This window comes from Blastococcus sp. OS1-29 (genome assembly GCF_057628075.1).
Map to the genome: position 1 here is coordinate 198,373 of NZ_JBXXJK010000008.1, position 25,899 is coordinate 224,271.

Consider the following 25,899-nt stretch of genomic DNA (forward strand, 5'->3'; position numbering starts at 1 on the left):
CCGCCGGCCGCTCGCCACGCACCACGCGGAACGGTGCGGGGGATGTGGGCATGAACTTCGCATCGTTGCTCGACCACCAGGCGGCCGTCCGACCGGGGGTCGAGGCCCTCGTCGCCGCGGAGGCGCGCTGGTCGTTCGCCACCGCGGCCTCGGACGTGCGGCGGCTCGCCGCCGGCTTGCGGATGCGGGGGGTCGGTCAGGGTGACCGGGTCGCTGTCGTCGCGACGAACCGCCCGGAGTACCTGCTGCTCGCCCTGGCGGTCTACCGCATCGGAGCCGTGCTGGTCCCGCTCAACTTCCGGCTCACCGCCAATGAGCTGCGGGACCTCCTGGCCCGCAGTGGTGCGTCGGTCGTGGCGAGCGAGCGCCCGTTCCTCGAGGCGGTGGCGAAGGCCGCCGACTCGCTCCCGGCGGTCGTGCTGCGGATAAGGCTGGACGGGGACGACGCCGACGGCTGGACGCGCTGGTCCGGCGTCGCGGCCGGCGACGGGGACGACTCCCTGGCGGATCTGGAGGGCTCGGAACCGCAGCGGATCATGTTCACGTCCGGGACGACGAACGCACCCAAGGGCGTGGTCGTCACCCATGCGATGGCGATCACCAACGCCTACACCCAGGTCGTGGCGCTCGACGTCCGAGTGGGGGACAGGATCCTCGTGTCCGCCCCCCTGCACCATGTCGGCGGTGCGGACCTCCCCGGCATCGGTGCGTGGCTGCAGGGTGCGACCCTCGTGCTGCAGCCACGATTCGACCCCGAGGAGACGCTGAGGCTCCTGGTCGACGAGCGGATCACCGGCACCACCATGGTCCAGACGATGCTGCACATGCTCCGTCGGCCGGATGGCGGGCGCATCAGGCCCGGACCAACACTGCGCTGGGTTCTCTTCGGGGCTCTCCCGATGGAGGTGTGCCGCGAGATCTCGAGCCTCCTCCCCGGAGTCCGCCTCATCCGCGGATACGGCATGACGGAGACGATGGGCGGCGTCACCTACCTTCCGGATGTCGCATCGGCCCCCGATGACGTCGCCGTGACCGCCGGGTGGCCGGTGCCGTTCGTCGATGTCCGGACGGTGGACGGCGAGGGTCGCCCGACCGAGGTGGGCGTGCCGGGGGAGATCGTCGTCCGTGGCGCGAAGGTAACCGCCGGCTACTGGCGCGACGAGGGCGCCTCGTCCACCACCGTCGTCGACGGCTGGGTGCACACGGGCGACGTCGGGGTGCTGGCGCCCGATGGAACGCTACGTGTCACCGATCGACTCAAGGACATGATCCGCAGCGGCGGCGAGAACATCTCCTCCGCCGAGATCGAGCACGTTCTCTACGGCCACCCGGCGGTCGTCGAGGCCGCAGTAGTAGCAGTGCCCGACGAGCGCTGGGTCGAGGTCCCGAAGGCGTTCGTCGTCCTCCGGCGCGCCTCGGAGGTGTCGGGACAAGACCTGATCGAGCACTGCAAGGACCGGCTCGCCCGGTTCAAGGTGCCCGCCGCGGTGGCCGTGGTCGACGAGCTGCCGAGGACCGCCAGCGGGAAGGTCCTGAAGACGGCCTTGCGTCACCTGGCGGCCGCGGACTCCCACCGGGGCTCCGGCGAGGGCGAGCCCTGACGGTGGGTGGCCGGGAGGTCGTGGCCGACGTCGAGGTCCTTGCCGAGGGACTGGATGTACCGGAGGGGCCGATCGTCGACGACGACGGCTCGGTGCTCTTCGTGCAACTCCGGTCCGGACTGCTCTCCCGCCTCGGGCAGGACGGCGTGGTGCGCACCGTGGCGGACTGCGGGGGAGGACCGAACGGCGCCGCGTGGGCACCGGACGGGAGCGTCCTGGTGTGCAACAACGGCGGTGCGGAATGGGAGCACCTGGGGGGAGCGCTGTATCTGCCCACCGTCCACGGGCCGGACAGTCCGACGGGGTGCATCCAGCGCATCGACCCGGCGACGGGACGAGTCGACGTCCTCTACGACCGTTGCGACGACCGGCCACTGATCGCGCCCAACGACCTCGTGGTCGACGACCAGGGTGGCTTCTGGTTCACCGACTTCGGGCGGGTCCACGCGGAGACGATCACCCGCGGATCGGTCTACTACGCGGCGGTCGACGGCTCCGCCATCACGAGGGTCATCAGCGGCCTGGACCGACCCAACGGCTGCGCGTTGACACCTGACGGCCGGCGGCTGGTGGTCAGCGAGACGGCGACCGGTCGGCTGTGGTCGTGGGAGGTGACCGCACCCGGCACGGTGACGTCGGGGAAGCGGACGTACCGCGGAGCCGGGGGCGGGGACCTGTTGTACGCGGCGCCGGGGAACGACCGGTTCGACTCCATGGCGATGGAAGCCGGTGGCAACGTCTGCGTCGCCACGTACTTCGGTCGCGGGGTGAGCGTGGTGTCCCCGGAAGGGGAGCTCCTCGAGCTGGTCGTGGTGCCGGGCGATCCGCTCGTGACGAACCTGTGTTTCGGCGGCACCGATCGGCGGACCGCCTACATCACCTCCCCCGGTCGCGGGGTCCTCTATGGCTGTCGCTGGCCGAGACCCGGCCTCGTCGCTTCGCGACCGCGGTGCGCGTGATCGTCTATTCCATACATACCGACCGGCTGGTATACACCGTGCACCGGACTCCGGATCCGCGCGCCGACGCCGTCGGGCAGACCTCCGGACCGACCGACGGATGGGCAGGAGAGGACGTTCCATGAAGCGAGTTCTCATCGCAGCGATCGCAATCGGCTCCCTGGTGGCGTGCTCCCAGCCCACCGGAGAGGCGTCGGGCAGCAGCGACAGCACGTCGCGGACCTACCACATCGGCGGCCTGGCCGCCCTCTCCGGCTCCTTCGCGCCCGTCGGCAAGCAGAGCGAAGCCGGGATGCGGACGGCACTCACGGAGATCAACTCCACGAAGTTCCTGGGCGACGGCGCGACCCTCGACCTCGACATCGAGGACACCGGCGGTGACCCGGCCCGGGCGATCGGCGCGGCGACGCGCTGGGCCCAGGACCCGAAGGTCCTCGGCGTCGCCTGCTGCGTGTTCACCCAGGAAGCCGTCGCCGTGCAGCCTGTGCTGCCGGCGGCCGGGGTCCCGATGGTGCTGAACGGATCGGTGAACGCGGCCCTGGTGCAGAGCGAGAACGTCTACCGCGGATTCCCGCTCGTCCAGGCCGGCGATACCGAGGTCGCGGACGCCGTCCTCAAGGCCCAGCGCCCCAAGAAGGTGACGGTGCTCTACACGCAGGACAACGAGGGCATGACCGACGCGAAGGACAACATCTCCGGGGTCCTGTCGCGCGCCGGCATCACCCCGCAGTTGGTCGGCGCCCAGACCGCGGACACGAGCTACGCCGGCCCGGCCACCCAGATCGCTGCCGAGAACCCGGATCTCGTCATCGTGCTCCTGCTCGGCAACTCCAACGGGCAGGCCGTCAAGGAGCTCCGCGACCGCGGCTACCAGGGCACGGTCGTCGCGGACACCGTCGCCTCCGCCGCGGCCGTGTGGGGCGTCGGGGGTGAGGCACTGGTCGGCACCCTGATGGCGGTCGCCTTCGATCCCAACAGCGACGAGAAGGCCAGCAAGAACTTCGTCGCTCGGTGGAACAAGGCCTTCCCCGACCGCGAGCCGGACCAGGTCGGTGCGATCGGCTACATGTCCGTCTGGCTGCTGGCGCGCGCGATCAAGGCGGCCGGTACGGCCGACCGCGCCGCGGTCGGCCGGGCGATGGCGGAGATGAAGACGGTCGACACCCCCATGGGGCAGCTCGACTACAGCGGCACCCGCGAACCGCGCAAGACCGACCCGTTCGCGCTGGTCCAGTGGGACAAGGCCGGCGGCGGGTCACTCGTGGCCTGGGACGGCACACTGGAGGGAATGCTGCACCGGCCGAGTGGTGCCTGATGGACCTGTTCCTCCAGCAACTGGTCAACGGGATCGCCCTCGGATCCGCCTACGCAATCTTCTCCATCGGATTCGGGCTGCTCTTCGCCAACCTGGGGCTGCTCAACGTCGCCATGGGGTCGTTCGCGACGGTAGGGGCGCTGGCTGCGTACTGGGCTATGGGCAACCTGGGCGTGCCGTGGCCTCTCGGGGTCGCGGCCGCCTGCCTCGCCGGCAGCGTGCTCGCACTGGTCGTCGATCGAGTCGCGTTCGAACCGCTCCGCCGCCGTGGCGACGCATCGAGTCTGACGCCCATCATCTCGAGCATCGCCGTGTGGATCACGCTCGACGCCCTCGTCTTCATCGTCACCGACGCGCAGCCGGTCTCCTATCCGCTGGATGAGTTGCCTGCCGGTCAGGTGGCCGTGGGCCCGGTGAGCCTCCCGGTGATCCAGATCCTCACGATCGGCTGCGCAATCGCCGTCACCGCCGGCCTCTATGCCTTCCTCCAGCGCTCGACGTTCGGCATGGCGATCCGAGCGGTCAGCGGCAGCCCGCGCTCGGCGCTGCTGGTCGGTGTGCGCCCGCAGTCGGTCGTCGTGGTGACGACCCTGATCGCCGGCGCTGTGGTCGGGCTGGCGGGCGTCCTGGACGGTTTTGCCAGCAACAATGTGACCCTGGCCCTGGGGCAGGGCTTGTTCCTCAAAGGTTTCGTCGCAGTGATCATCGGCGGGTACGGCGACGTCCGGGGGGCCGCTCTGGGCGGCCTCCTGATCGGGGTGACCGAGGTTCTCGGCGCCCAGTACATCTCCAACGACTTCCGGGACGTGATCAGCATGGGCTTGCTGCTGCTGGTCCTGCTCCTGCGGCCGCAGGGGATTCTCGGGACGCGTGAAGCCGTGGTGAGGGCCTGACATGAACCTGTGGAACATGTACGGCACGACTCTGCAGTTCGGCCTCATCGCCGCGCTGTTCGCCCTGTCGTGCCACGTGACGCTGTGGCGGGGCATCCTCAGCCTGGCCAGTGCACCGGTGGCCGCGGTCGCGGGCTACACCTCCGTCACCCTGGTGGCCGGCACGGGTGTGCCGTTCGAGGTCGCGATGGTGGCCGGGGCAGCCGCAGGAGCGATGGGCGGACTCCTCGTCGGCCTCATCCTCATCCGCCTGGACAGCCACTGGTTCGCTCTCGGCACGGTCGCGCTGGTGATCATCGTGCGGGTGCTGGCGGTCAGACTCGACGGCGTCACCCACGGGACGACCGGGATGGTCGTGCCGGCCGGCGTCCTGCCGTGGCACGTGTTCCTCAGCGTGGGCCTGGCCTGCTTCGTGTTCGGCCGCATCCGCCGATCCTCCTTCGGTCTGGCCGCCGAGTCGATCCGGTCCGACCCCCAGGTGGCAGCCGGTCTCGGCGTGCCGCTGCGCCGGCACGGGCTGCAGGCCCTCGCTCTTGCCGGGTCGGTCGCCGGGGTGGCCGGGGTGCTGTTCGCAGGCCTCAGTCGGTACGTCTCGCCGGACACGTTCTCGGTCAACCTGGCCTTCACCATGCTCGCCGGCGTCGTTCTCGGCGGTGCGTACTACTGGCCCGGCGCGATGGTGGGCGGCTTCCTCTTCGCCGTCCTCCCCGAGGCGCTACAGACCGTGATGCCGCGCGGTGTGCAACTGGTCAACGGGCTCCTGCTCCTCGTCGTCGTCCTCTTCCTGCCGAACGGTCTCGTCGATCCGCGGCGGCGGGGCCGGCGGAGGAGACGGATGGCCGGGTCGCCCTCGCCGAGCGCACCGCCGATCGAAGTGCCGTCATGAGCGGCGCGGCGCTGGAGCTCCGGGAGGTGACCAAGCGCTTCGGCGGGCTGACCGCGCTGGACGCGATCTCGTTCAGGGTCGCCCCCGCCTCGGTCTTCGGTGTGATCGGACCCAACGGTGCCGGCAAGACCAGCCTGCTCAACGTCGTCTCCGGGTTCTACCGGTCCGACGGGGGAGAGGTGCGGGTCTTCGGTGGACCGCTGCCGCCCGGCGCCGTCCGCGCAGCCGCACAGTCCGGGGTGGCGCGCACCTACCAGAACGTGCGTCTGTTCCCCGGGCTCACGGTGGAGGAGAACGTGGTCGCCGGCATGTACCGGCACCGGCGCGCGGGCGCGTTGCACGCCGTCGTCCTGTCCTCCCGGGAGCGGCGCGAGCGCCGGGCGTGCCGCGACCGGGCGCGAGAACTCATGCGAAGGGTCGGCCTGGGCGACGAGCTCGCCGGCCGTCAGGCCGAGATGCTGTCCTACGGCGACCAGAGGAGGTGTGAACTGGCGCGTGCACTCGCGGCCGAGCCGCGGATCCTGCTGCTGGACGAGCCCACCGCAGGCATGAACTCCGTGGAGTCCCGGCAGCTGGGTGACCTCGTCGCCGGCCTGGCCGCGGAGGGGATGACCGTGGTGCTGGTGGAGCACAACATGGAGGTCGTCCAGGAGTACTGCGGATCCGCGGTCGTGATGAATTTCGGCCGGCTGCTGGCCAGCGGGCCGCCGCGCGAGTGTCTGGAGCGAGATGACGTCCGGGAGGCCTACTTTGGGACCAGAGTCGATGCTGAACGTCTGCGGGCTCACGTCGGGATACGGCCGGATCGAGGTCCTGCACGAGGTTGACCTGAGCGTCCGCCCGGGCAGCCTGGTCGCTGTCATCGGATCGAACGGCGCCGGCAAGACGACCTTGTTGAACACGATCGCGCGGCACCACGCGGCCTGGCGCGGGCAGATCCACTATCAGGGACGCGACATCACCCGACTGGCCGCCTTTCGGGCCGTGCGAGCCGGCCTGGCACTCGTCGCGGAAGGTCGCTTCGTCGCGGCCGCGCTCACCGTCGAGGAAAACCTGGCGATCTGCCGGTACGCCGAACGTGGAGTCCAGCGCGACCTCCAGCAGCGGGTCTACTCGCTGTTCCCACGGCTGGCCGACCGCAGGTCCCAGCACGCCGGTCTGCTCAGCGGGGGCGAGCAGCAGATGCTCGCCATCGCCCGGGCACTGATGACCGACCCGGCCCTGCTCCTGCTCGACGAACCCGCGATGGGTCTGGCGCCGTCCGTTGCCGACATCGTGTACGAGTCCGTGCTCGAGGTGCACCGGGCGGGGCTCTCCGTGCTGCTGGTCGAGCAGAATGCCGAGCTCGCCCTGAGCATCTGTGACACGGCCTACGTCCTGCGACGCGGTGAGGTGGTCATGCAGGGCGATCCGGCGACGGTGCGTGCGTCGTCGGACTTCGAGGCCGCCTACCTCGGCTGAGCGGCGTACCCGGGGGGTGCCGGCGGAAGCCGGCACCGGCGGGCACAGGCGGCCGGACCGCCCCCCGCTCACTCGGGCCGGCGTCCTCCGCTCGCGCGCGTCACGGCATCCGCGCCGGCGACGAGCCGCTCGCTGAGCCGCTTGATCTCCTCGTAGGCCAGCACGTCCGGCAGGCCGAACAGCTTCAGACCCATCTCCGCCGTGCCGTCGGGTCCGAAGACCGGGGCACCGATCGAACGCACCCGGTACGACCGTCCCGGCCGCAGGTCGGCCGGCTCGTAGTGCTCGCCCACCTGCTCCATCAGGCGCCGCAGCAGCAGCCCTGTCGCGGCATCGTCGTGGCCGCCGTTGGAGAACGTGGCCATCGTTCGCTCGACCTCCGGGTGCACCGGGGTCAGAAGGGCCAGCGACCAACCTCGGCGACGCACGCGGTCCAGGGCTTCGGCGTAGCGGGCGCGGTCCACCGCGCTCGGGGGCGACACCGCGGCCTGCATCCAGGCCTCGAACGCCTCGTCGGGGGCCCAGGCGACGTGCAGTGCGCCGTAGGGAGGTACCCAGGGCAGCCGGGTGCCCACGCGGCTGACGATCGACGAGGGGGTGGGCCCGGCGCTGGCGATGTGCACGAGCTCCCCACCGACCGGCACCTGCGCGATGCACTCCAGGGAGAGGTCGTCGGCGATCCGTTCCATCTCGCTGCGCGCGAGGTCGGCCAGCCGCAGCTGCTGCATGAGGTCGGCTTCCATCGGGGCGACGAGCGACAACGGGGTGAACCGGCCGTATCCGCCCTGGAAGAACAGCAGCGGCAGGGTGGGCTTGTTGACGTCGAGCGCCTCGACCCGGCCGACGACGATGTCGTGGTCACCGCCGTCGTAGACGGCGTGCAGGCGACAGTCGATCCAGGCGACCGCGGCGTCGAGGATCGGCGCACCGGAGGCGGCCGGGTGCCACGGCACCCCGGCCCACTTCTCCGTCGCCGTCTTGGACGCGAAGGTGCGGCACAGGGGTTCCTGGTCGGCCCCCAGCACGTTGATGACGAAGGTGTCCGGCCGTCCCATGCTGCGATAGGTCGACGAGCTCTTGTCCGGGAGGAATGCCACCAGCGGCGGGTCCAGGGACACCGAGGTGAAGGAGCCGACGACCATCCCGAGGGGGTGGCCGTCCTTGATCATCGTGACGACCGTGACGCCTGTCGGGTAGTGGCCCAGGACGTAGCGGAACAGCCCGGAGTCGAGCTTCGCGCTGGCGGTCATGTCCGTCATCCGTACCTCCCGGGCTAGCATTCCGACTAGACGGTATCTTTTGGGCTAAGGTGCGTCAACACGGCTCCGCCGCCCGTTCGTTGCGCGCGAGCCGGTCAGGCTCGAGACAGGAGACGCAGCATGAGCGCGACCCGTACCGCACCGGCCGAGCGAGAGTCCACGCCTGTCGAGGGTGCGTCCCCGAGGGCGCTCGGTGCGGGCCCCGCGGATCTGCGGGGCTTTCTGACGCCGCGGCGGGTGGCGCTCATCGGCGCGAGCGAACGCTCGGGCTGGACGGCGCTGGTGCTGGCCGGTCTCGACGCCTCACCGGGGCTGCACGAGGTCGCGCTGGTCAACCCGCACCGCCCCGTCGTCCATGGGCGTCGGACCGTGCCTGATCTGGCAGATCTGCCCGCACCGCCCGACCTGGTGTTCGTGATGGTCGGGCCCGGGCAGGTCGTCGGGGTCGTGGAGTCCGCGCTGACGCTGGGCACCCGGGACTTCGTCGTGCTGTCCTCCGATCTCGCGGAGCCGGGGCCCGGAACGGCGGTCGCGCACGAGCGGCTGGTGGCCGCGTGTCGCGCCCACAGGGCGCGGCTGCTCGGGCCCAACGTCAGCGGCTTCCTGAATGTGGCCGACGGGATCCGGCTGTTCGGGCTGCCCGTACCGGACGACCTCCTACCCGGCGACGTCGGGGTGGTCATGCAGTCGGGTGGGCTCGCGACCCATGTGCTGTCCCTGTGCCGCAGCTGGGGCGTGGGGGTGAGCTCGCTCGTCACGACCGGCAACGAGGCCGTGATCACGGCGACGGACGTGCTCGATCACCTCGTGGACGACGAGGCCACCCGCGTCATCGCCCTGTTCCTCGAGTCCGTGCGGCGGCCCGAGACCTTCCGATCGGCGGCCCTGCGGGCGGCGGCGGCCGGCAAACCCATCGTGGCCCTGCATGTCGGCAGCTCGTCGCTGGGCCGGGCGGCCGCCCTCTCGCACACCGGTGCCCTGGTCGGCGACCACGCCACGACCCGTGCGGCCCTCGAGGACGTGGGGGTCGTCATGGTGGACACCCTGGAGGACCTCGTCGCCACGGCGTCGCTCCTCCGGGCGCATCCGCGTGGTCTTCCCGGGGGACGGATCGCCGTGGTCGCCGCCTCGGGGGGCGCCTGCGAGCTGATCGCCGACGCCGCCGACGGGCTCGGTCTCGAGCTGCCGGCGTTCCCGGATCGGCTGCGCGCCGCGCTGGCCGAGCGGATGCCGGCCTCCGCCGACGTCCAGAACCCGCTGGACGTCACCGGGCTCGTCGTCAAGGACGCCGACCTGCCCTTCGTCGCGACGGAGCTGGTGTCGGCGCACGGACGTGCGGACTACGACGCGCTCGTGCTGCAGTCCGTGGTGCTTCCCGCACGTCCTGGCCCCGACGCCGACGCCGTCCGGCAGCGGTTCCGGCGGCTCGCGGACGCCGTCGGCCGGAGCTCCGTGCCCGTGGTTCTCCAGACCGGCGGGACCTACTCCCTGAGCCCGTTCGCCCTCGAGCTGGTCGCGGACAACGGACTGACCGTCATGCCGGGGATCGCCGCGGGCACCAAGGCGATCGAACGGGCGGCACGGTGGTCGCAGCTGCGGGAGCGTGCGCTGCGCAGCAGGCCGTCCGTGCCGGCGGTCGCGGTGGATCCCGGCGCCGGCGACGGTGCGGCGATCGAGGGGGTGCTGCGGGAGTCCGGTGTCCCGATGCCGCCCGTCCGGCTGGTCACGTCTGCGACCGAGGCCGTGCGCGCCGCCGACGAACTGGGCTATCCGGTCGTGCTGAAGATCGCCAGCGAGCAGGTCGCGCACAAGTCCGACGTGGGCGGTGTCGCCCTCGACCTGCGCGACGCCGACCAGGTGGGTGCCGCGTTCGACCGGGTGGTGAGCGCGGTGCGGGCCGCCGTCCCGACGGCGGTGGTCGAGGGTGCCCTGGTCGCCCCGATGCGCCCGCCCGGCGCGGAACTCCTCGTCAGCGTGGTCAACGACCCCACCTGGGGACCCGTCGTCACGGTCGGGTCCGGCGGCGTCCTCACCGAGCTGCTGGGGGACGTCGCGGTCAGGATCGCGCCCCTCGCGGAGCAGGACGTCGCCGACGCCGTCGCGGAGCTGCGTGTCTCGCGGCTGCTGGCCGGCTTCCGCGGTGCGGCCCCGGCGGACATGGCAGCTGTGACGGCGGCCGTCCTCGCCGTGGAGCGTGCAGCCCGAGCGCTGGGCCCCCGGCTTCGGGCGCTCGAGGTGAACCCGCTGTGGGTGTCCGGCGGCCGCGTCGAGGCCCTCGACGTGCTGGCCGAATGGGTGCCTTGAGCGCCGGCGATGGTGGACAGGACGGCAGCCGGAAGCCTATATTCCGACCGGTCGGTACTACCCCTTGAGTGATGGAGGCGCGCGGTGCCACGCAACCTCGTGCAGGACCTGGAGGCGCGGGCCCGCCGGAACGGCGACCGCACGGCGCTGATCCACGAGGACGGGCGGACCTGGACCTACGGGCAGCTCGACCGGGCCGCCTCCGCGGTGGCCGGACTGCTCTCCCGCCACGCGCTGCCCCGGGGAGCACGGATCGGCGTCCACCTGGCCAACGGGCCGGAGCTGGTCCTCGCGCTGACGGGGTGCTGGAAGGCGGGCCTCGTGCCCGTTCCCATGAGCGGGCTCTACAACGTCGACGAGGTGCGGGCCTGCATCGCCAAGACCAGCCCGGCGCTCGTCGTGGCAGCAGCGCCGGACACGCTGGGAGTGGACATCCCCGTTCTCACCGTGGCCGAGCTCCGGGCCGCCGGAGAGGCCGCCGTCCGGCCGGGCGCGGACGCGCCGTCGGTACCGGCACCCGAGCCCGCCGAGGACGAGGAAGGACTCGTGCTGTTCACCGGCGGGTCCACCGGTGCACCGAAGGCCGTCGCCGTCACCCATTCCGGGACGTACGCGTCGATGGCCACGCTGGCGGGCGCGCAGAAGGGGGCCGGAGAACGGGTCGACGGCCTGTACCCGATCACCGACGAGTCCGTCGCGCCCAACCTCGTGCTGCTCCCGCTGTTCCACGGAGGCGGCATCCAGTCGCTGTTGTTCGCCTGGCACGTCGGGCGGGCCGTGCTGCTGGTCGAGCGGTTCTCGGTGGAGCGCATCGCCCGCCTGGTGCCCGAGCACCGGGTGGACAACCTCTTCCTGCTGCCCACCATGGTGTACGACCTCACCTACGCCGCCGACGACGTCGACCTGACCTCGGTCGGCAAGGTCCTGGTCGCGGGGCAGCGGCTCGATCCCGAGCTGAAGTCCGCCTTCGAGAACCGCTTCGGCGTCATCGTCATGTCGAACTACGGCTCGGCCGAGCTGGGGCACGTCGCGGGCTGGAGCGCACGCGACGTCCGCGAGGGCCGGTGGAAGCCCGGGTCGGTGGGCCGTGTCTACGACGGCGTCGACCTCGAGATCCGCGACGAACAGCGGGTCGCCCTGCCGGTGGGGGAGACGGGCGAGATCTGGGTCCACTCGACCCGCACGAAGGGTTACGTCGACGCCGCCGACGCCGAGGCCTCGCTGATCGTCGACGGCTGGGTGCGCTCCGGCGACGTCGGCTACCTGGACGACGACCGAGTGCTCTTCCTCGTCGGGCGGACCCGTGAGCTGATCAAGACCGGGGGCTTCCAGGTCTGGCCCGCCGAGCTCGAGGGCGTCCTGCGGCAGCACCGCGCCGTGGCCGACGTCGCGGTCGTGGGCGTTCCCGACGAGCGTCTGGGCGAGGTCCCCATGGCGTTCGTCGTGGCCCGAGAGAACGTCGAACCGGCCGAGCTCATCGCCTGGTGCCGCGACCGGCTGGCGCACTTCAAGGCGATCAGGAAGGTGGCCTTCCTGGACGTCCTGCCCCGCAGCGAGGCCGGCAAGGTGCAGCGGGCCGAGCTGTTGGCGCTCGTGGACGGCGACGCGGTGGTCGCGAGCGGGCCGCGGTGAGCGGGGACGCCCTCCGGCTCGGGCAGGCCGACGCGGCTGATCTCGCCTCGGCGGCCCGGGCCGCTGTGGACAGCGAACCGGTCGAGGTCCTCCCGGGGCTGTGGTCGCTGCCCGTCGAGATCCCGATCCCGTCCCTGAAGGCCGTCAACGTGTACGTCCTCGAGTTGTCCGGCGGCGGGATCGCGCTGGTCGATGCCGGCTGGGACAGCGAGGAGTCCTGGCGGAGCATGGCCGGGGCGCTGCGGCGGACCGGACACGCGCTGGAGGACGTCCGGACCGTCGTGGTGACCCACGCGCACCCCGACCACCTCGGCCTCGCGTACCGGCTGGCGGGCCGCTCGGGCGCCGAGGTCGTGGTCAGCGACGTCGAGGCCGCGCGGCTGCGCGGCGGGACCAGCGCCCCGCTCCACTTCCGCGATGCGTTGCAGGAGACGTATCCGCGCTGGGGCGTCCCCGCGCCGGAAGTGGAATCCATGCTCGCCCAGAGCGCGCCCTCGTCCGAGGCATCCTGGGTCACGCCCGTCACCGGTGTGGCCGACGGCGAACTCCTCGACCTGCCCGGCTGGTCGGTGCGCGCGGTGTGGACCCCCGGTCACACCCAGGGCCACCTGTGCCTGCACGACGTCGGCAACCGCCTGCTGTTCTCCGGCGACCACGTGCTCCCGCGCATCACGCCGGGCGTGGGCGTGCACCCCGCGGAGGAGACCGACGCCCTGGGCGACTTCCTCGCGTCCCTGGACAAGGTGGCCGCACTGGACGTCGACCTCGTCCTGCCGGGCCACGAGAACCGGTTCACCGGCCTGCGCGAGCGGACCGGTTCGCTGACCGCCCACCACGGCGACCGCCTGGAGGAGGTCGAGTCCGTCGTACGGACGGCGCCCGGCCTCTCCTGCTGGGAGGTCACCCAGCGGATCGGGTGGTCGCGGCCGCTGGAGCGGTTCGGACCGCCCATGGTCCGGGCCGCCGTGGCGGAGACCATGGCCCACCTGGTGCGGCTGGAACGGCTCGGCCGGGTGGAGCGCCGCGGGCCGGCCCCGGAGGACGACCGGCCGGAATTGCGCTGGGCCCCCCTGCTCGCCTGACCTGACCACCAGAACTCTCTCAGTTCTCCGGAGGAGATCCCCGTGACCGCAACCTCACCGACCACGGCCGCTGCCCCCAGCGCCCCGGCCCTCGACGTCAGCCGCCTCACCGTCGGGGTGCTGGGTGGTACCGGCCCGCAGGGCCGGGGCCTCGCCGTTCGGCTGGCCGCGGCCGGCCAGCGGGTGCTGCTCGGCTCGCGCGAGGCCGACCGCGCCGCGCAGGTGGCCACCGAGATCGCCCAGCGCGCGGCCGGCATCGCCGACGGCGGGGGAGACGTCTGGGTGCGCGGCGGCGGCAACGTGGACGTCGCCGGTGCCGCGGACCTCGTGATCGTCGCGGTCCCGTTCCCCGGGCACGCGGCCACGCTGGCCGACCTCGCTCCGCCGCTCGCCGGCAAGGTCGTCGTGGACTGCGTCGTCCCGATGGGCTTCGACCAGCAGGGCGCGTACGTCCTCGACGTGCCCGAGGGTTCGGTGGCCCAGCAGGCCGCCGCCCTGCTGCCCGACGCGCACGTGGTCGGGGCGTTCCACCATCTGTCCGCGGTGCTGCTCGAGGATCTGTCCACGCGCACCATCGACGGCGATGTCCTCGTGGTCGGTGACGACCGCTCGGCGACCGACACCGTGCAGGCCCTGGCCGGGCGGCTGCCGGGCATGCGCGGCATCTACGCGGGACGGCTCCGCAACGCGCGTCAGGTCGAGGCGCTGACGATCAACCTGGTCTCGATCAATCGCCGGTACAAGGTGCACGCCGGCATCCGGGTCACCGACGTCTGACAAGACACATGACGACTCCGTTGCCCGCCCCGTCCGTGTCCACGCTGCACCGCGCGGTCACCCGCGCCGAGCGCGGTGTGACGCTGGACGCCACGGAAGCCGAGACCCTGCTGCACGCCCGCGGGCTGGGCGAGGGTGAGCCGTTGGACCGGTTGCTGGCGGCGGCCGGCCGGGTGCGCGACGCCGGGCTGGCGTCGGCCGGGCGGGCGGGGGTGGTGACCTACAGCCGCAAGGTGTTCATCCCGCTCACGCACCTGTGCCGCGACCGCTGCCACTACTGCACGTTCGTCACGACGCCGGGTCAGCTCCGGGCGCAGGGCAGGGCGCCGTTCCTCTCCCCCGACGAGGTCCTCGACGTCGCGCGGGCCGGGGCCGCGATGGGCTGCAAGGAGGCCCTGTTCACCCTCGGTGACCGGCCGGAGGACCGCTGGCCGGTGGCCGCGCAGTGGCTGGAGGCGCACGGCTTCGACTCGACGCTGGGCTATCTGCGCGCGATGGCGATCCGGGTGCTGGAGGAGACCGGGCTGCTGCCGCACCTCAACCCGGGCGTGCTCAGCTGGGAGGAGATCCAGCGGCTCAAGCCGGTGTCGGCGTCGATGGGGATGATGCTGGAGACGACGGCGACCCGGTTGTGGTCGACCCCGGGCGGCCCGCACTTCGGCTCCCCGGACAAGGAGCCGGCGGTGCGGCTGCGGGTGCTGGAGGACGCCGGCCGCTCCGCCGTGCCGTTCACCACCGGCGTGCTGCTCGGGATCGGGGAGGACTACGCCGAGCGGGTCGACGCGATCGGTGCGATCCGGGCGTCGGCGCAGCGGCACGGGCACGTGCAGGAGGTGATCGTGCAGAACTTCCGGGCCAAGCCGCGGACGGCGATGGCCGCGCACGACGACCTGGAGCTGCAGGAGTACGTGGCCGCGGTCGCGGTGACCCGGCTGCTGCTCGGACCCAAGGCGCGGGTGCAGGCACCGCCGAACCTGTCGGACTCCACCGAGCTGGGGCTGCTGCTGCGCGCCGGGGTCGACGACTGGGGCGGGGTGTCGCCCCTGACGCCGGACCACGTGAACCCGGAGCGGCCCTGGCCCAATATCGACAAGCTCGCGGCGCTGACCGCCGAGGCCGGCTTCACCGTCCGCGAGCGCCTCGCGGCCCAGCCGCCGTACGTGCTGGCACCGGAGCCGTGGCTGGACCCGCGGGTGCGCCCGCACGTCGACGCCCTCGCCGGCCCGGACGGTCTCGCCGTCGAGGGCCGGCACCCGGTCGGGCGGCCGTGGCAGGAGCCGGACGAGGCGTGGACGGCTGCCGCCGGGACGGGCCGGGTGGACCTGCACGTGGAGGTGGACACGGTCGGGCGGACGGCGGACCGGCGCAGCGATTTCGACGCCGTGTACGGCGACTGGTCCGAGCTGCGCGACCGGACGGTCTCCGCCCGGGACGGGCACACCACGGCGATCGCGGCCGGTGACCGGGAGGTGCTGGCCGCCCTGCGGCACGCCGAGGCCGACCCGGCCGGGCTGTCCGACGCCGAGTACCTGGCGCTGCTGGGCGCGGACGGCCCCGACCTCGAGGCGCTCTGCGCCCTTGCCGATGCCGTCCGGGCCGACGTCAACGGCGAGGACGTCACCTACGTGGTGAACCGGAACATCAACTTCACCAACGTCTGCTACACCGGCTGCCGGTTCTGCGCGTTCGCCCAGCGGCGCACCGACGCCGACGCCTACACCCTGTCCATGACCCAGGTCGGTGACCGGGTCGACGAGGCGTGGGCGGCGGGGGCGACCGAGATCTGCATGCAGGGCGGCATCCACCCCGACCTGTCGGGCACCGCCTACTTCGACCTGGCGCGGGAGGTGAAGGCCCGCCGGCCCGGCATCCACCTGCACGCCTTCTCCCCGATGGAGATCGTCAACGGCGCCGCCCGCACCGGCCTGTCGTTCCGCGACTTCCTCACCGCCGCCAAGGAAGCGGGGCTGGACTCGATCCCGGGCACCGCGGCGGAGATCCTCGACGACGACGTCCGCTGGGTGCTGACCAAGGGCAAGCTGCCGACCGCGACCTGGCTGGAGATCATCCGCACCGCGCATCAGGTGGGGATCCCGACGACGTCGACGATGATGTACGGGCACGTCGACGCCCCCGCGCACTGGGTGGCGCACCTGCGCACCCTGGCCGCGGTGCAGGACGAGACCGGCGGGTTCACCGAGTTCGTGCTGCTGCCGTTCGTGCACCACAACTCCCCGATCTACCTGGCCGGGGTCGCCCGGCCGGGCCCGACGGTGCGGGAGAACCGGGCGGTGCACGCCGTCGCCCGGCTGCTGCTGCACGGCCGCATCGACAACATCCAGACCTCCTGGGTCAAGCTGGCCGACGCCGGCACCAAGGCGGTGCTCCAGGGCGGGGCGAACGACCTGGGCGGCACGCTGATGGAGGAGACGATCAGCCGGATGGCCGGCAGCGAGAACGGGTCGCTGAAGACCATCGCCGAACTGGAGGCCATGGCCGCCGCCATCGGCCGCCCGGCCCGGCAGCGGACCACCGACTACGGCACCCCGTCAGCCGAACGACTCGCCACCGCCCGCTCCGACGAGGGCCGCCGCCGGCTCACCCTCTCGATCACGCCGTCGTGACGTCGTCAGGCGGCTGGTCCGTCGTCGTCCCCCTCAAGCCACTGCACCGGGGGAAGTCCCGGCTGCGTGTGCCGGTGCCGCTGCGGCGCGCCCTCGTCCTCGCCATGGCCCGTGACGTCCGGGACGCCGTCCTGGCCTGCGATCAGGTCGAGGAGATCGTCGTCGTGACCGCCGATCCCGGCTGGCACCGGCTGCTCGGCGTCCCGCGGCTGCGCTTCGTCGCCGATCGGCCCGGTGACTCGCTGAACGACGCCCTCGGCCGGGGCGCTGCCGCCTGCCGGTCCGCCCGGCCCGGCTGCGCGGTCGCGGCGCTGACCGCCGACGTCCCGGCGCTGCACCCGGACGAGTTGACGCTCGCGCTGGACCACCCGGACCCGGCGGGGACCTGGTTCGTGCCCGACGCCCAGGGCAGCGGAACGACGCTGTACGCGGCCGGTCGCCAGGCGCCGTTCCGGCCGCGGTACGGCGCCCTCTCGCGGGCTCGTCACATCGGGGCCGGAGCCCTGGAGGTGTGCATGCCGGAGTGCGCCGGGATCCGGCAGGACGTCGACACCGCGGACGACCTCGAGCGGGCACGGTCCCTCCCGCTGGGGCAGCACACCCGTGCGGTCGTGTCGGCGATGGCGGGAGCCGTACGCGGATCGTGCCCGCCGCTACCGGGCCGTGCTCACCGCGTCACTGCCCTGCCCCACGTCAGCGCCGGCTGACCGACCGCGGTCGTGCTTGCCGGCCGCACCGGATCGACGGCTGTCAGCCGGCCCGGGACGGCGTCGACCAGGTGGTGCCCCAGCCGGTCGCGCTTGGTGCCGAGGTACCGGATGTTCTCGGGGTGCGTGCCCACGACGAGCGGGACGCGCGCGGTGACCTTGATGCCCCGTTCGTCCAGCGCGGCCACCTTGTCCGGGTTGTTCGTGAGCAGCCGGACGCTCCGGACGCCGAGTTCGGTGAGGATGTCCGCGGCGGACCCGTACTCCCGCGCGTCGACGGGAAGGCCGAGCGCGGTGTTCGCGTCGACGGTGTCGAGCCCGGCGTCCTGCAGCGCGTAGGCCTGCAGCTTGGACAGCAGGCCGATGCCGCGGCCCTCGTGGCCCCGCAGGTAGACGACCACACCCCGGCCGGCCGCCGCGATCTGCTCGATCGAGCTGTCCAGTTGCGGACCGCAGTCGCAGCGGCTCGAGCCGAGCACCTCACCGGTCAGGCACTCGGAGTGGACGCGCACCAGGACGTCCTCTCCGTCGGTGAGCCGTCCGTCCGGGCCGAGGCCGGCCACGAGCGCGACGTGTCCCTCGCCGTCGGCCTGGTCGGCGTAGCCCACGGCGGTGAGCAGACCGTGCCGCGTGGGCATCCGGGTCTCGACCACCCGGCGGACGAGCAGTTCCTGGTGGCGCCGGTACTCCTGCAGGTCCGCGATCGAGATCATCGCCAGGTGGTGCTCGTCGGCGAAGTCGCGGCAGCTCGGCGCCCGACGCATGCTGCCGTCGTCCGCCACCAGTTCGGCGATCACCCCGGCCGGCTCCCGGCCGGCGAGACGGGCGAGATCCACGGCCGCCTCCGTGTGGCCGCCCCGGACGAGCACCCCGCCGTCGCGGGCGCGCAGGGGGAGGAGATGGCCCGGCCGGGTGAGGTCACCGGGCTGCGTCTGCGGGTCGGCGAGCAGTCGAGCGGTGCGCGCGCGGTCCCGAGCCGAGATGCCGGTCGTGACGCCGTCGCGGGCGTCGACACTGACCGCGAACGCCGTCTGCATGCGGTCCTCGTTCTGGTGCACCATCGCCGGGATCCCGAGGCGATCCAGCGCCGGCCCGGTCATGGGCAGGCACACGAGACCCGAGGTGTGCCGCACGATGAACGCCATCCACTCGGGCGTCACCGCGTCCGCGGCCATGATCAGGTCGCCCTCGTTCTCCCGGTCCGCGTCGTCCACGACCACGACGGGGCGGCCCGCCGCGATCTCGGCGAGCGCGAATTCGACGCTGTCCAGCCCGACCGGCGCCGCGAGCGCCGACCCGAAGGCCTCTGAGTCCACCTGCACCGACGGCTCCGTCCGTTCCGGGCGCGAGTGCCAGAGCAAGGAGGCCATCGCCCCCGGTGGAGAGCGCGAGCGCTTCCACCGGGAGGGCGTGCTGCCTCCCATCCGGACTCTGACCGTCGGTCCTGGAGTTCCACCAGATCAACCGACCGATCTCTCGGCCGGGTCGCGGACTGTCACCGCCGGTAGGGAATTTCACCCATCCCTGGAGCACGCGCTACGTGTGTCGTAGTACCTCGAGCATGACACCCGGAGGAGCAGAATGCAATACCGACCGGTCGGTTTTTTGCGATCACGCGTGTCGGTGCAGGCCGCCGTCGACGTGGATCGTCTCGCCGGTGATGTAGGAAGCTCGCGGGGAGGCGAGGAAGGCGATGAGGGCCGCGACCTCGGGTGGCTCGCCGAAGCGCCCGGCCGGGATGTTGGCGGCGATCACGGCCGCCCGCTCGGCGGGCGGGTAGTTCTGCCGCACCTGCTCGCTGTCCACCCGGCCCGGCGAGACGCAGTTGACGGTGATGCCCTCGGCGGCCACGGTGCGCGACAGCCCCTTGGCCCACACGCGCGTGGCGGCGACCGCCGGAAACGCGGTGCTCACTCCCAGCGGCTCGAAGGAGCCGATCAGGTTGATGATCCGGCCTCGCCCGCTGGACGCGAGGTCGCCGAGCAGCGCCTCGGCCAACCGGCGCTTGGCGTGGAAATTCAGCTCCATCTGCCGTTGCCACAGGTCTTCGTCGCGCACCGCGCCGCGGGGGTCGGACCGTCCGGCGTTGTTGACGAGGACGTCGATGCCGCCGAAGGCCCGGAGGGCCTCGGTCCGGATCCGCTCCGGAGCGGACTCCTCGGTGACGTCCACGGGAACGAGGATCGGCTCCTCGCGGCCGGCCGTGAGCAGGGCCTCCCGTAGTTCCTCCAGTCGCTCGCGCCGCCGGGCCACCAGCACGAGCCGGACGCCCTCCGCGGCCAGCTCCTCGGCCACCGCGCGACCGATGCCCTCGCTGGCACCGGTGACGATGGCGCGCGCGCCGGCAAGCTCAAGATCCATCCCGATCCTCTCGACAGGGCGGGCTGCCCACGTCGGGAACGGGGCGTTGACCGCTGCGGCTGCGGGACCATACCATCCAGTCGGTATCTAGGAGGCGATGATCATTCCTGACCCCGACCGGTTCCTCGACCGGCTGCACGGCCTGGCCGTCGACCTCGTGCGGCCCCGGGCCGGCGAGATCGACCGCACCGACACCTACCCCGACGATCTGCAGGCGCACTTCGCGGCCGAAGGTCTGTTCTCGCTCACGTTGCCCGCCGAACTGGGCGGTCCGGGCCCCGGGGAACCATCCGGGGTGACGGCGCTGACCCGCGCCACCGAGGTGATGGCGCAGCACTCCAGTGCTGCCGGGCTGATGCTCCTGCTGTCCCGGCTGCCCGCCGCGCCGATTCTTCTCGGCGGGACGGCCGACCAGCAGCGGGAGCTGCTCGTGCCGCTCGGGCGGGGAGAGACGCGGGGCGCCTTCTGCATGTCGGAGCCCCAGGCCGGCAGCGACGTCCTCGGTCTGGCCACCACGGCCGAGCCGGACGGCGGCGGCTGGCGGCTCACCGGGAACAAGGCGTGGGTGTCCGGCGCCGGGGGCGCGGACTGGTTCGTCGTCGTCGCGACGGTCGGGGACCCGGCCGAGCGCCGGGCCGGCGCGCTGCGTGCCTTCGTGGTCGACCGTGCGGCGACCGGCGTGACGGTCCGACTGCACCAGCGCTCGTCGGTTCGAGGGGTGAGTCTGGGCGACGTCGTCCTCGACGGGGTGCGTGTCCCGTCCACCGCGATCCTGCCCGGGATCACGGGTCTCGGGCCGCTGCTGGGATCGCTGGCGACGATGCGCCCGGTCGTGGCGGCGCGGGGCCTGGGCCTGGCCCAGGGCGCGCTGATGGAGGCGGTGGGATACGCCGAGCAGCGCACGGTTGCCGGGAGCCCCCTCATCGACCAGCAGGGCCTGCAGTGGCAGCTCGCGAGGGCGGCCTTGGACGTGGAGGCCGCCCGGCTGCTCACCTACCGCGCGGCCGAGCTCGTGGACACCGGTCGCAGCGGTCCGGCCTATGCCGGGCAGCTCGCGCTCGCCAAGCTCGCCGCGACCGAGTGCGCCGTGCGGGTCTCCGCGCTCGCTGCGCAGGTGTTCGGCGCCGCTGGGACCGACGCCGGGCACGTGGTCGAGCGGTTCCACCGGGACGCCCGGAGCCTGACGGTCGTGGAAGGGACGTCGGAGATCCAGCTCGGCATCATCGCGCGGGCCGTCCAGGACCGGCGGATCTGGTGGGAGCCGAAGGGAGCGAGTGCGTGAGCGGCTCGGACACCGCGCGCGAGCAGGCGCTGCCGATCACCGACTTCGAGACGGTGCTCACGACGACCCGGGCGGTCCGGCGCCGGCTCGACTTCGATCGCGCCGTGCCTCGGGAGGTGGTCCTGGAGTGCCTCGATCTCGCACTGCAGGCACCCACCGGGGCGGACTCGGAGGACTGGCGGTTCGTGCTCGTCGGTGACCCGGACGTCAAGCAGGCCGTGGGGAAGGAATACCGGCGGGTGTTCGACACCCACGTCGGTCCGCGGCTGCCCGGGCTCCTGGACACCACGGGTCCCGCCGAGGGGCAGGAGACCCCCGGGGCGGAGGCCGCGCGCCTGCGCAGGGCGCGGGTGTACTCGGGCGCCGCTCATCTCGCCGAGAACATCGGGCGCGCGCCCTGGCTGGTCCTCGCCTGCGCGGGGCGGGGCCGGCCGACGCCGGCGAACGCGGCCTCCCTGTACGGCTCGGTGTTCCCGGCCGTCTGGTCGTTCCAGCTCGCGCTGCGGTCCCGCGGCCTGGGATCGATCATCACCACCCTGCACCTGCGCGAGCCGGACGGCGTCGCGGAGATCCTCGGCGTCCCCGACGACGTCACCCAGTGCGCCTTGCTGCCCGTCGCCTACACGATCGGCACGGACTTCCGCCGCGCGCCACGCAGACCGGTGGCCCAGGTGGCCTTCGGGGACCGTTGGGGCCGGCCGCTGGACGGGGGCTGAGGCATGCGGGTCATGGTCACGCTGGCGCCGGCCGACCTCGGCGTGCTGCGCCGGCAGGTGCAGGCCCTCGAGGCAGCCGGCGTCGACGCCGTCGGCATCGGTGACTCACCCGGGTACCACGACACGTACGTCGCCCTCGCGGTCGCCGCACAGGTCACCGAGCGCGTGCGGCTGGGCCCGATGGTGACCAACGTCGTCACCCGCACGCCGCAGGTGACCGCCCGCGCGCTGCTGTCGCTGGACGAGCTGGCACCGGGCCGGATCTTCGCCGGCATCGGAGCCGGTGACAGCGCGCTGGCGGGTTCACGGGTGACGCGGGCGCCCCTCCAGGAGCTGCGGGCCGGACTGGCGACGGTCCGGGAGACCGTGGACGCGGCGCCGGGAGGACGCCGGGTGGAGCTGGTCGTCACGGCGAACGGGCCGCGCACCCTGGCGCTCGGCGGCGAGGTCGGCGACGCCGTCGTGTCCGGGGGAGGGGTCGACGACGGCGCGGTCGCGCGGGCGCGCCAGGCGGTGCGGTCGACGGGAGAGGGCGTCGCGTTCTGGGTCGTGGCCCGGGTGGCGTTCGGGGACGACCGGCACGCCGCCGCCCGTCAGCTGCTGCCCTTGCTCGCGTCGGGCGCGAACCACGTGCTGCGCGTCCCGTCGGAGCTCGCCGCCCTGCCCGACGACGTCCGGTGCCGGGTCGTCGAGCTGCTCGAGCAGTACGACTACGCCGCGCACGGCCGGCGCCACGGCAACCCCAACGCCGATCTGGTGGAACGGCTGGGCCTGATCGAGGCGCTGGCCGACCGGTTCGCCGTCGCAGGCTCACCGGCCGACGTCGTGGACGGACTGTGCCGGCTCGCCGCGCGCGGGGTCGAGGGGGTGGTGATCCCGGCCGTCGGTCTGGACGTCGACGAGCTCGTGCAGCACCTGGGGCGCGACGTCGTCCCGGCCCTGGGCCGCCGGCTCGGCGCCTGATGCCGGCCCTGCCGCAGGCACTGCAGGCTCTGGGGGTCGGGAACTACCGGCGGTACGTCCTCGCGCAGGTGTTCGCCAACGCCAGCATGTGGATGCACCGGACCGCGAACGTCTGGCTCGTGGTCGAGCTTTCAGGCGGCGACCCGGTCGCGGTCGGCGTCGTCACCGCCCTCCAGTACGCCGCGATGATCCCGTTGAGCCTCGGGGGTGGGGCACTCGGGGACAGGTTCGACAAGCGGCGGCTGCTGCTCCTGACCCAGGGCGTCGTGCTGCTCGCGAGCGCCCTGCTCGCCGTCCTGGTCCACCGGGACCTGGTGACGCTGGGGCCGGCCTATGCCTTCGCCGTCCTGCTCGGGATCCCGGCAGCCCTGGACGCCCCGGTGCGTCTGTCCTTCCCCCGGCAGCTCGTGCCGCGCGCGCTGCTCGCGCCGGCGGTCGCGGTGAACGGCGGTGTCTTCCAGCTGGCCCGCGTCGTGGGCCCCGCGCTGGCCGGCGGTCTCATCGCCCTGGGGGGCACGGCCCTGGCGTTCGCGGTGGTGGCCGCCTTCGCGCTGGCGGCGAGCCTCTCGCTCGCCCGCGTCCGGCGCATCCCGGATGCCGAGGAGGACGTCGACGAGAGGGACGACGGCCCGCCGCAGCGAGCGCTCACCGTCGTGCGCCGGCCGCCCTACCTGGTTCCCCTCCTCGGTGGCCTGGCCGTGGGGATCGGCATCACGAACGTCCAGCTCGTCGTCCCGCTGATCGTGGCGGAGGACGGGGGTGCCGCCGGCGGGGCGTTCGGCGTCCTGCTGGCGGCCATCGGCCTCGGCGGTGTGACCGGGGCGGTGGCAGCCTCGTCGCTGCGTGCCGCACCGACGAACCGGCTGCTCGTGCTGGCGGCCCTCGGTTTCACGGCGGTGACCCTGGTCTTCGCCACCGTGCCGGCCGGCTGGCTGATGGCGGTGAGCCTCTTCCTCGCCGGCGCGATGATGCAGCTGTACGGCACGATGGCGATCTCCGCGCTGCAGCTCCGGTCCCCGGTGCGGCTGCAGAGCCGGATGATGAGCTACTACGTGATCGCGTTCTTCGTCTGGACGCCGTTCGGCTCGCCGGCGTTCGGTCGGCTGGCCGATCTGATGGGGCCCCGCCAGGCGCTGGGCCAGGTGGCCGTCATCTGTCTCGCCCTGACCGGCTGGATGGCGCTGCTCTCCCGTGCGCGCGGCGTCCGGACGGCCCCGGGGGTCACGGGCGGATCGTGACGCTGCCGGGGTCCCCGCGGCCGAGGAAGTGTCGGCCGAACGCCTCCCACTCGAGTTCCAGGCCCGCGCCGGTCGGCACGTCGCGGACTGCGCGGAGCAGGCGGGTCATGTCCTGCAGCGCCGGGAGGGGGTGGCCCTCGAGCGTCGCGGTCACCTCGTCGACGGTCGGGACGAGCGCCTGGGCGGCCACCACGTGGCTGACCAGTCCGAACTCCGCCATCTGTGCCGCCGTGAACCGCTCGCCGAGCAGGAGCATCCGAGTGGCGCGCGCGGCACCCACGGCGCGCACGAGCCGTGCCGATCCTCCCCAGGCCGGGATGCGGCCGTGCGGGAGGTGCAGGTCGCCGAACTCGGCGTCCTCGGCGGCCACCACCAGGTCGCACGCGAGGACCAACTCGAGGCCCCCGGCGAACGCTGCGCCGTTCACTGCCGCCACGACCGGAACGGGGGCGTCCGCGATGCGGTCGACCAGGTCCCGGATGCTGCCGAGGAAGGCGAGCCGATCCCGCGCGGCACCGAGATCCGCCGATGCGCGCACGTCGGCGCCCGCGCAGAACGCCCGCCCGGTGCCGGTGAGCACGAGGGCGCGGACGGTGGCGTCACCGGCGGCCTCGTCGAGCCACGCGGCCAGGCCGTCGCGCACCTCCGGCCCGAGGGCGTTGGCCCGCTCCGGTCGGTCGATCCGGGCCCACAGGGCGGCCCCGCGCCGGGTCACCTGGACGTAGCTCATGGCTCGACGACCAGCTTTCCGAACGCGCGGCCGGACAGCAGCCGGCTGAACTGGTCCGGTGCCGCGCCGAGCGGGCAGACCGAGTCGATGAGCGGCCGGACCCCGGAGGTCACGAGGAACCGGATCAGCTCCCGCAGCTCGGTCAGCGTGCCCATGGTCGAGCCGTGCACGGTGATCTGCCGGGAGAACAGGCGCGCGAGGTTCGTGGGGGCGTCGAAGCCGGACGTGGCTCCGCACAGCACGACCGTTCCGCCCGGCCGGACGGCAGCGAGGGACGCGCGCCACGTCGCCTGGCCCACGGTGTCCAGGACGACGTCGCAGTCGTCGGGCAGGCGCTCGCCGACGAGGAAGACCTCGTGGGCCCCCAGCTCGCGGGCGCGAACCGCACGGTCCTCGTCGCGCGTGACCACGCGGACGGCGAGGCCGGCGGCGACGGCCAGCTGCACCGCAGCGGTCGCCACACCGCCACCGGCCCCCTGGACGAGAACGGTGTCGCCGGGCCCGGCCTTCGCCTTGGTGAAGAGCATCCGGTACGCGGTCAGCCAGGCCGTCGGCAGGCAGGCGGCCTCGGCCCAGCTGAGTTCCGGTGGCTTGGGTACGAGGTTCCGCCGGGGCACGGTGATCCGCTCGGCCAACGTCCCGTGGCCCGCGTCGCTGAGGACCGACCGGGCCGGGTCCAGCGTCTCGTCGCCGTGGCCACGGTCGGGGTTCCCGAGAACGCCATGGACGACGTAATCGTTGCCCTCCTCGTCGACGCCGGCCGCGTCGGTGCCGAGGACCGAGGGCAGGCCTCCCCGGGGCACGACGTCGCCACGCAGGGTCCAGATGTCGTGATGGTTCAGCGCGGCCGCACGGACGTCGAGCCGGACCCAGCCGTCGGCGGGGTCGGGATCGGGTCGGTCGGAGACGGCCAGGCCGGAGAGCGGGTTCTCGGCGGAAGCGGATGCTGCGAGGATGGCGATCACGGGTGCTCCCCAGAGGTTCGGACGCTCAGGCCAGCGAGGTTGTCGACAACATACCAACTAGCCGGTACGGTCCCAGCTGTGCCGCCGGAGAGCACGTGGGCGAGACCGACCAGCCCGCTCCGGCGCCCCACCCCTAGTCGGCGC

At 72.9% G+C, this 25,899-nt stretch carries 22 protein-coding genes and 1 riboswitch; of the genes, 17 read left to right on the forward strand and 5 right to left on the reverse strand.

The annotated features are described in order from the left end of the window. Nucleotides 1-50: 50 nt before the first annotated feature. The 7 genes from AC2H4J_RS20395 (at nucleotide 51) to AC2H4J_RS20425 (ending at nucleotide 7,115) form a co-directional block, all read left to right on the forward strand. Nucleotides 51-1,601 (forward strand): AMP-binding protein, encoded by a 1,551-nt coding sequence (locus tag AC2H4J_RS20395; protein ID WP_487466737.1) that lies wholly within the window; start codon nucleotides 51-53, stop codon nucleotides 1,599-1,601. Nucleotides 1,602-1,621: 20 nt separating this feature from the next. Then, nucleotides 1,622-2,560: an SMP-30/gluconolactonase/LRE family protein gene (locus tag AC2H4J_RS20400; RefSeq protein ID WP_487466738.1), complete on the forward strand. Its 939-nt coding sequence runs from the start codon at nucleotides 1,622-1,624 to the stop codon at nucleotides 2,558-2,560. A gap of 121 nt (nucleotides 2,561-2,681) precedes the next feature. Then, nucleotides 2,682-3,875: an ABC transporter substrate-binding protein gene (locus AC2H4J_RS20405; RefSeq protein WP_487466739.1), complete on the forward strand. Its 1,194-nt coding sequence runs from the start codon at nucleotides 2,682-2,684 to the stop codon at nucleotides 3,873-3,875. Next, a complete protein-coding gene (locus AC2H4J_RS20410; protein ID WP_487466740.1) occupies nucleotides 3,875-4,768 on the forward strand; it encodes a branched-chain amino acid ABC transporter permease in 894 nt (297 codons plus the stop codon). The genes AC2H4J_RS20405 and AC2H4J_RS20410 overlap by 1 nt, the downstream gene beginning before the upstream one ends. A gap of 16 nt (nucleotides 4,769-4,784) precedes the next feature. Next, nucleotides 4,785-5,654: a branched-chain amino acid ABC transporter permease gene (locus tag AC2H4J_RS20415; RefSeq protein WP_487466741.1), complete on the forward strand. Its 870-nt coding sequence runs from the start codon at nucleotides 4,785-4,787 to the stop codon at nucleotides 5,652-5,654. Then, entirely contained in the window at nucleotides 5,651-6,481 is an 831-nt protein-coding gene (locus tag AC2H4J_RS20420; RefSeq protein WP_487466742.1) for an ABC transporter ATP-binding protein, read from the forward strand. Before AC2H4J_RS20415 ends, AC2H4J_RS20420 begins: the two co-directional genes overlap by 4 nt. Then, complete coding sequence (locus AC2H4J_RS20425; protein WP_487466743.1) at nucleotides 6,420-7,115, forward strand: ABC transporter ATP-binding protein; 696 nt, start codon at nucleotides 6,420-6,422, stop codon at nucleotides 7,113-7,115. The genes AC2H4J_RS20420 and AC2H4J_RS20425 overlap by 62 nt, the downstream gene beginning before the upstream one ends. A gap of 68 nt (nucleotides 7,116-7,183) precedes the next feature. On the opposite strand, the gene AC2H4J_RS20430 is transcribed toward AC2H4J_RS20425, so the two are convergent. Next, nucleotides 7,184-8,365: a flavin reductase gene (locus AC2H4J_RS20430; protein WP_487466744.1), complete on the reverse strand. Its 1,182-nt coding sequence runs from the start codon at nucleotides 8,363-8,365 to the stop codon at nucleotides 7,184-7,186. A 129-nt stretch (nucleotides 8,366-8,494) separates the two neighbouring features. Between AC2H4J_RS20430 and AC2H4J_RS20435 the strand changes: the two genes are divergently transcribed. The 6 genes from AC2H4J_RS20435 to cofC all read left to right on the forward strand — a co-directional run bounded on the left by AC2H4J_RS20435 (nucleotide 8,495) and on the right by cofC (nucleotide 17,500). Continuing rightward, on the forward strand, nucleotides 8,495-10,678 hold the full coding sequence (locus tag AC2H4J_RS20435; protein ID WP_487466745.1) for an acetate--CoA ligase family protein: 2,184 nt from the start codon (nucleotides 8,495-8,497) through the stop codon (nucleotides 10,676-10,678). A gap of 84 nt (nucleotides 10,679-10,762) precedes the next feature. Next, nucleotides 10,763-12,310 carry a class I adenylate-forming enzyme family protein gene (locus AC2H4J_RS20440; RefSeq protein WP_487466746.1) on the forward strand — a complete coding sequence of 516 codons (1,548 nt, stop codon included), beginning with the start codon at nucleotides 10,763-10,765 and terminating at the stop codon, nucleotides 12,308-12,310. Further along, nucleotides 12,307-13,392, forward strand: coding sequence for an MBL fold metallo-hydrolase (locus AC2H4J_RS20445; protein WP_487466747.1), 1,086 nt, complete (start codon nucleotides 12,307-12,309; stop codon nucleotides 13,390-13,392). Before AC2H4J_RS20440 ends, AC2H4J_RS20445 begins: the two co-directional genes overlap by 4 nt. A 42-nt stretch (nucleotides 13,393-13,434) precedes the next feature. Then, nucleotides 13,435-14,169, forward strand: a complete 735-nt coding sequence (gene npdG / locus AC2H4J_RS20450; RefSeq protein ID WP_487466748.1) for an NADPH-dependent F420 reductase — start codon at nucleotides 13,435-13,437, stop codon at nucleotides 14,167-14,169. An 8-nt stretch (nucleotides 14,170-14,177) separates the two neighbouring features. Continuing rightward, nucleotides 14,178-16,793, forward strand: coding sequence for a bifunctional FO biosynthesis protein CofGH (locus tag AC2H4J_RS20455; RefSeq protein WP_487466749.1), 2,616 nt, complete (start codon nucleotides 14,178-14,180; stop codon nucleotides 16,791-16,793). Then, nucleotides 16,790-17,500 carry a 2-phospho-L-lactate guanylyltransferase gene (cofC, locus tag AC2H4J_RS20460; RefSeq protein WP_487466750.1) on the forward strand — a complete coding sequence of 237 codons (711 nt, stop codon included), beginning with the start codon at nucleotides 16,790-16,792 and terminating at the stop codon, nucleotides 17,498-17,500. Before AC2H4J_RS20455 ends, cofC begins: the two co-directional genes overlap by 4 nt. Here cofC and AC2H4J_RS20465 read toward each other — a convergent pair. Together AC2H4J_RS20465 and AC2H4J_RS20470 are read right to left on the reverse strand one after the other, a co-directional pair. After that, nucleotides 17,461-18,822, reverse strand: a complete 1,362-nt coding sequence (locus AC2H4J_RS20465; RefSeq protein ID WP_487466751.1) for a bifunctional 3,4-dihydroxy-2-butanone-4-phosphate synthase/GTP cyclohydrolase II — start codon at nucleotides 18,820-18,822, stop codon at nucleotides 17,461-17,463. The genes cofC and AC2H4J_RS20465 overlap by 40 nt on opposite strands. Before the next feature lie 85 nt (nucleotides 18,823-18,907). Continuing rightward, nucleotides 18,908-19,036, reverse strand: a riboswitch (FMN riboswitch). 75 nt (nucleotides 19,037-19,111) lie between these two features. Continuing rightward, nucleotides 19,112-19,861 (reverse strand): SDR family NAD(P)-dependent oxidoreductase, encoded by a 750-nt coding sequence (locus AC2H4J_RS20470; RefSeq protein ID WP_487466752.1) that lies wholly within the window; start codon nucleotides 19,859-19,861, stop codon nucleotides 19,112-19,114. A 97-nt stretch (nucleotides 19,862-19,958) separates the two neighbouring features. Between AC2H4J_RS20470 and AC2H4J_RS20475 the strand changes: the two genes are divergently transcribed. From AC2H4J_RS20475 to AC2H4J_RS20490, 4 genes are read left to right on the forward strand one after another with little or no spacing between them, the layout of a single operon-like run. Beyond that, on the forward strand, nucleotides 19,959-21,143 hold the full coding sequence (locus tag AC2H4J_RS20475) for an acyl-CoA dehydrogenase family protein (RefSeq protein ID WP_487466753.1): 1,185 nt from the start codon (nucleotides 19,959-19,961) through the stop codon (nucleotides 21,141-21,143). Further along, a complete protein-coding gene (locus tag AC2H4J_RS20480; protein ID WP_487466754.1) occupies nucleotides 21,140-21,859 on the forward strand; it encodes a nitroreductase family protein in 720 nt (239 codons plus the stop codon). The genes AC2H4J_RS20475 and AC2H4J_RS20480 overlap by 4 nt, the downstream gene beginning before the upstream one ends. Nucleotides 21,860-21,862: 3 nt before the next feature. Next, on the forward strand, nucleotides 21,863-22,822 hold the full coding sequence (locus AC2H4J_RS20485) for an LLM class flavin-dependent oxidoreductase (RefSeq protein WP_487466755.1): 960 nt from the start codon (nucleotides 21,863-21,865) through the stop codon (nucleotides 22,820-22,822). After that, the gene (locus tag AC2H4J_RS20490) at nucleotides 22,822-24,060 is read left to right on the forward strand and encodes an MFS transporter (RefSeq protein WP_487466756.1); all 1,239 of its coding nucleotides are present in this window, start codon (nucleotides 22,822-22,824) and stop codon (nucleotides 24,058-24,060) included. Before AC2H4J_RS20485 ends, AC2H4J_RS20490 begins: the two co-directional genes overlap by 1 nt. On the opposite strand, the gene AC2H4J_RS20495 is transcribed toward AC2H4J_RS20490, so the two are convergent. Together AC2H4J_RS20495 and AC2H4J_RS20500 are read right to left on the reverse strand one after the other, a co-directional pair. After that, the gene (locus AC2H4J_RS20495; protein ID WP_487466757.1) at nucleotides 24,044-24,790 is read right to left on the reverse strand and encodes an enoyl-CoA hydratase/isomerase family protein; all 747 of its coding nucleotides are present in this window, start codon (nucleotides 24,788-24,790) and stop codon (nucleotides 24,044-24,046) included. The genes AC2H4J_RS20490 and AC2H4J_RS20495 overlap by 17 nt on opposite strands. Further along, entirely contained in the window at nucleotides 24,787-25,755 is a 969-nt protein-coding gene (locus tag AC2H4J_RS20500) for a zinc-binding dehydrogenase (protein ID WP_487466758.1), read from the reverse strand. Before AC2H4J_RS20500 ends, AC2H4J_RS20495 begins: the two co-directional genes overlap by 4 nt. Between the last annotated feature and the right edge of the window lie 144 nt (nucleotides 25,756-25,899).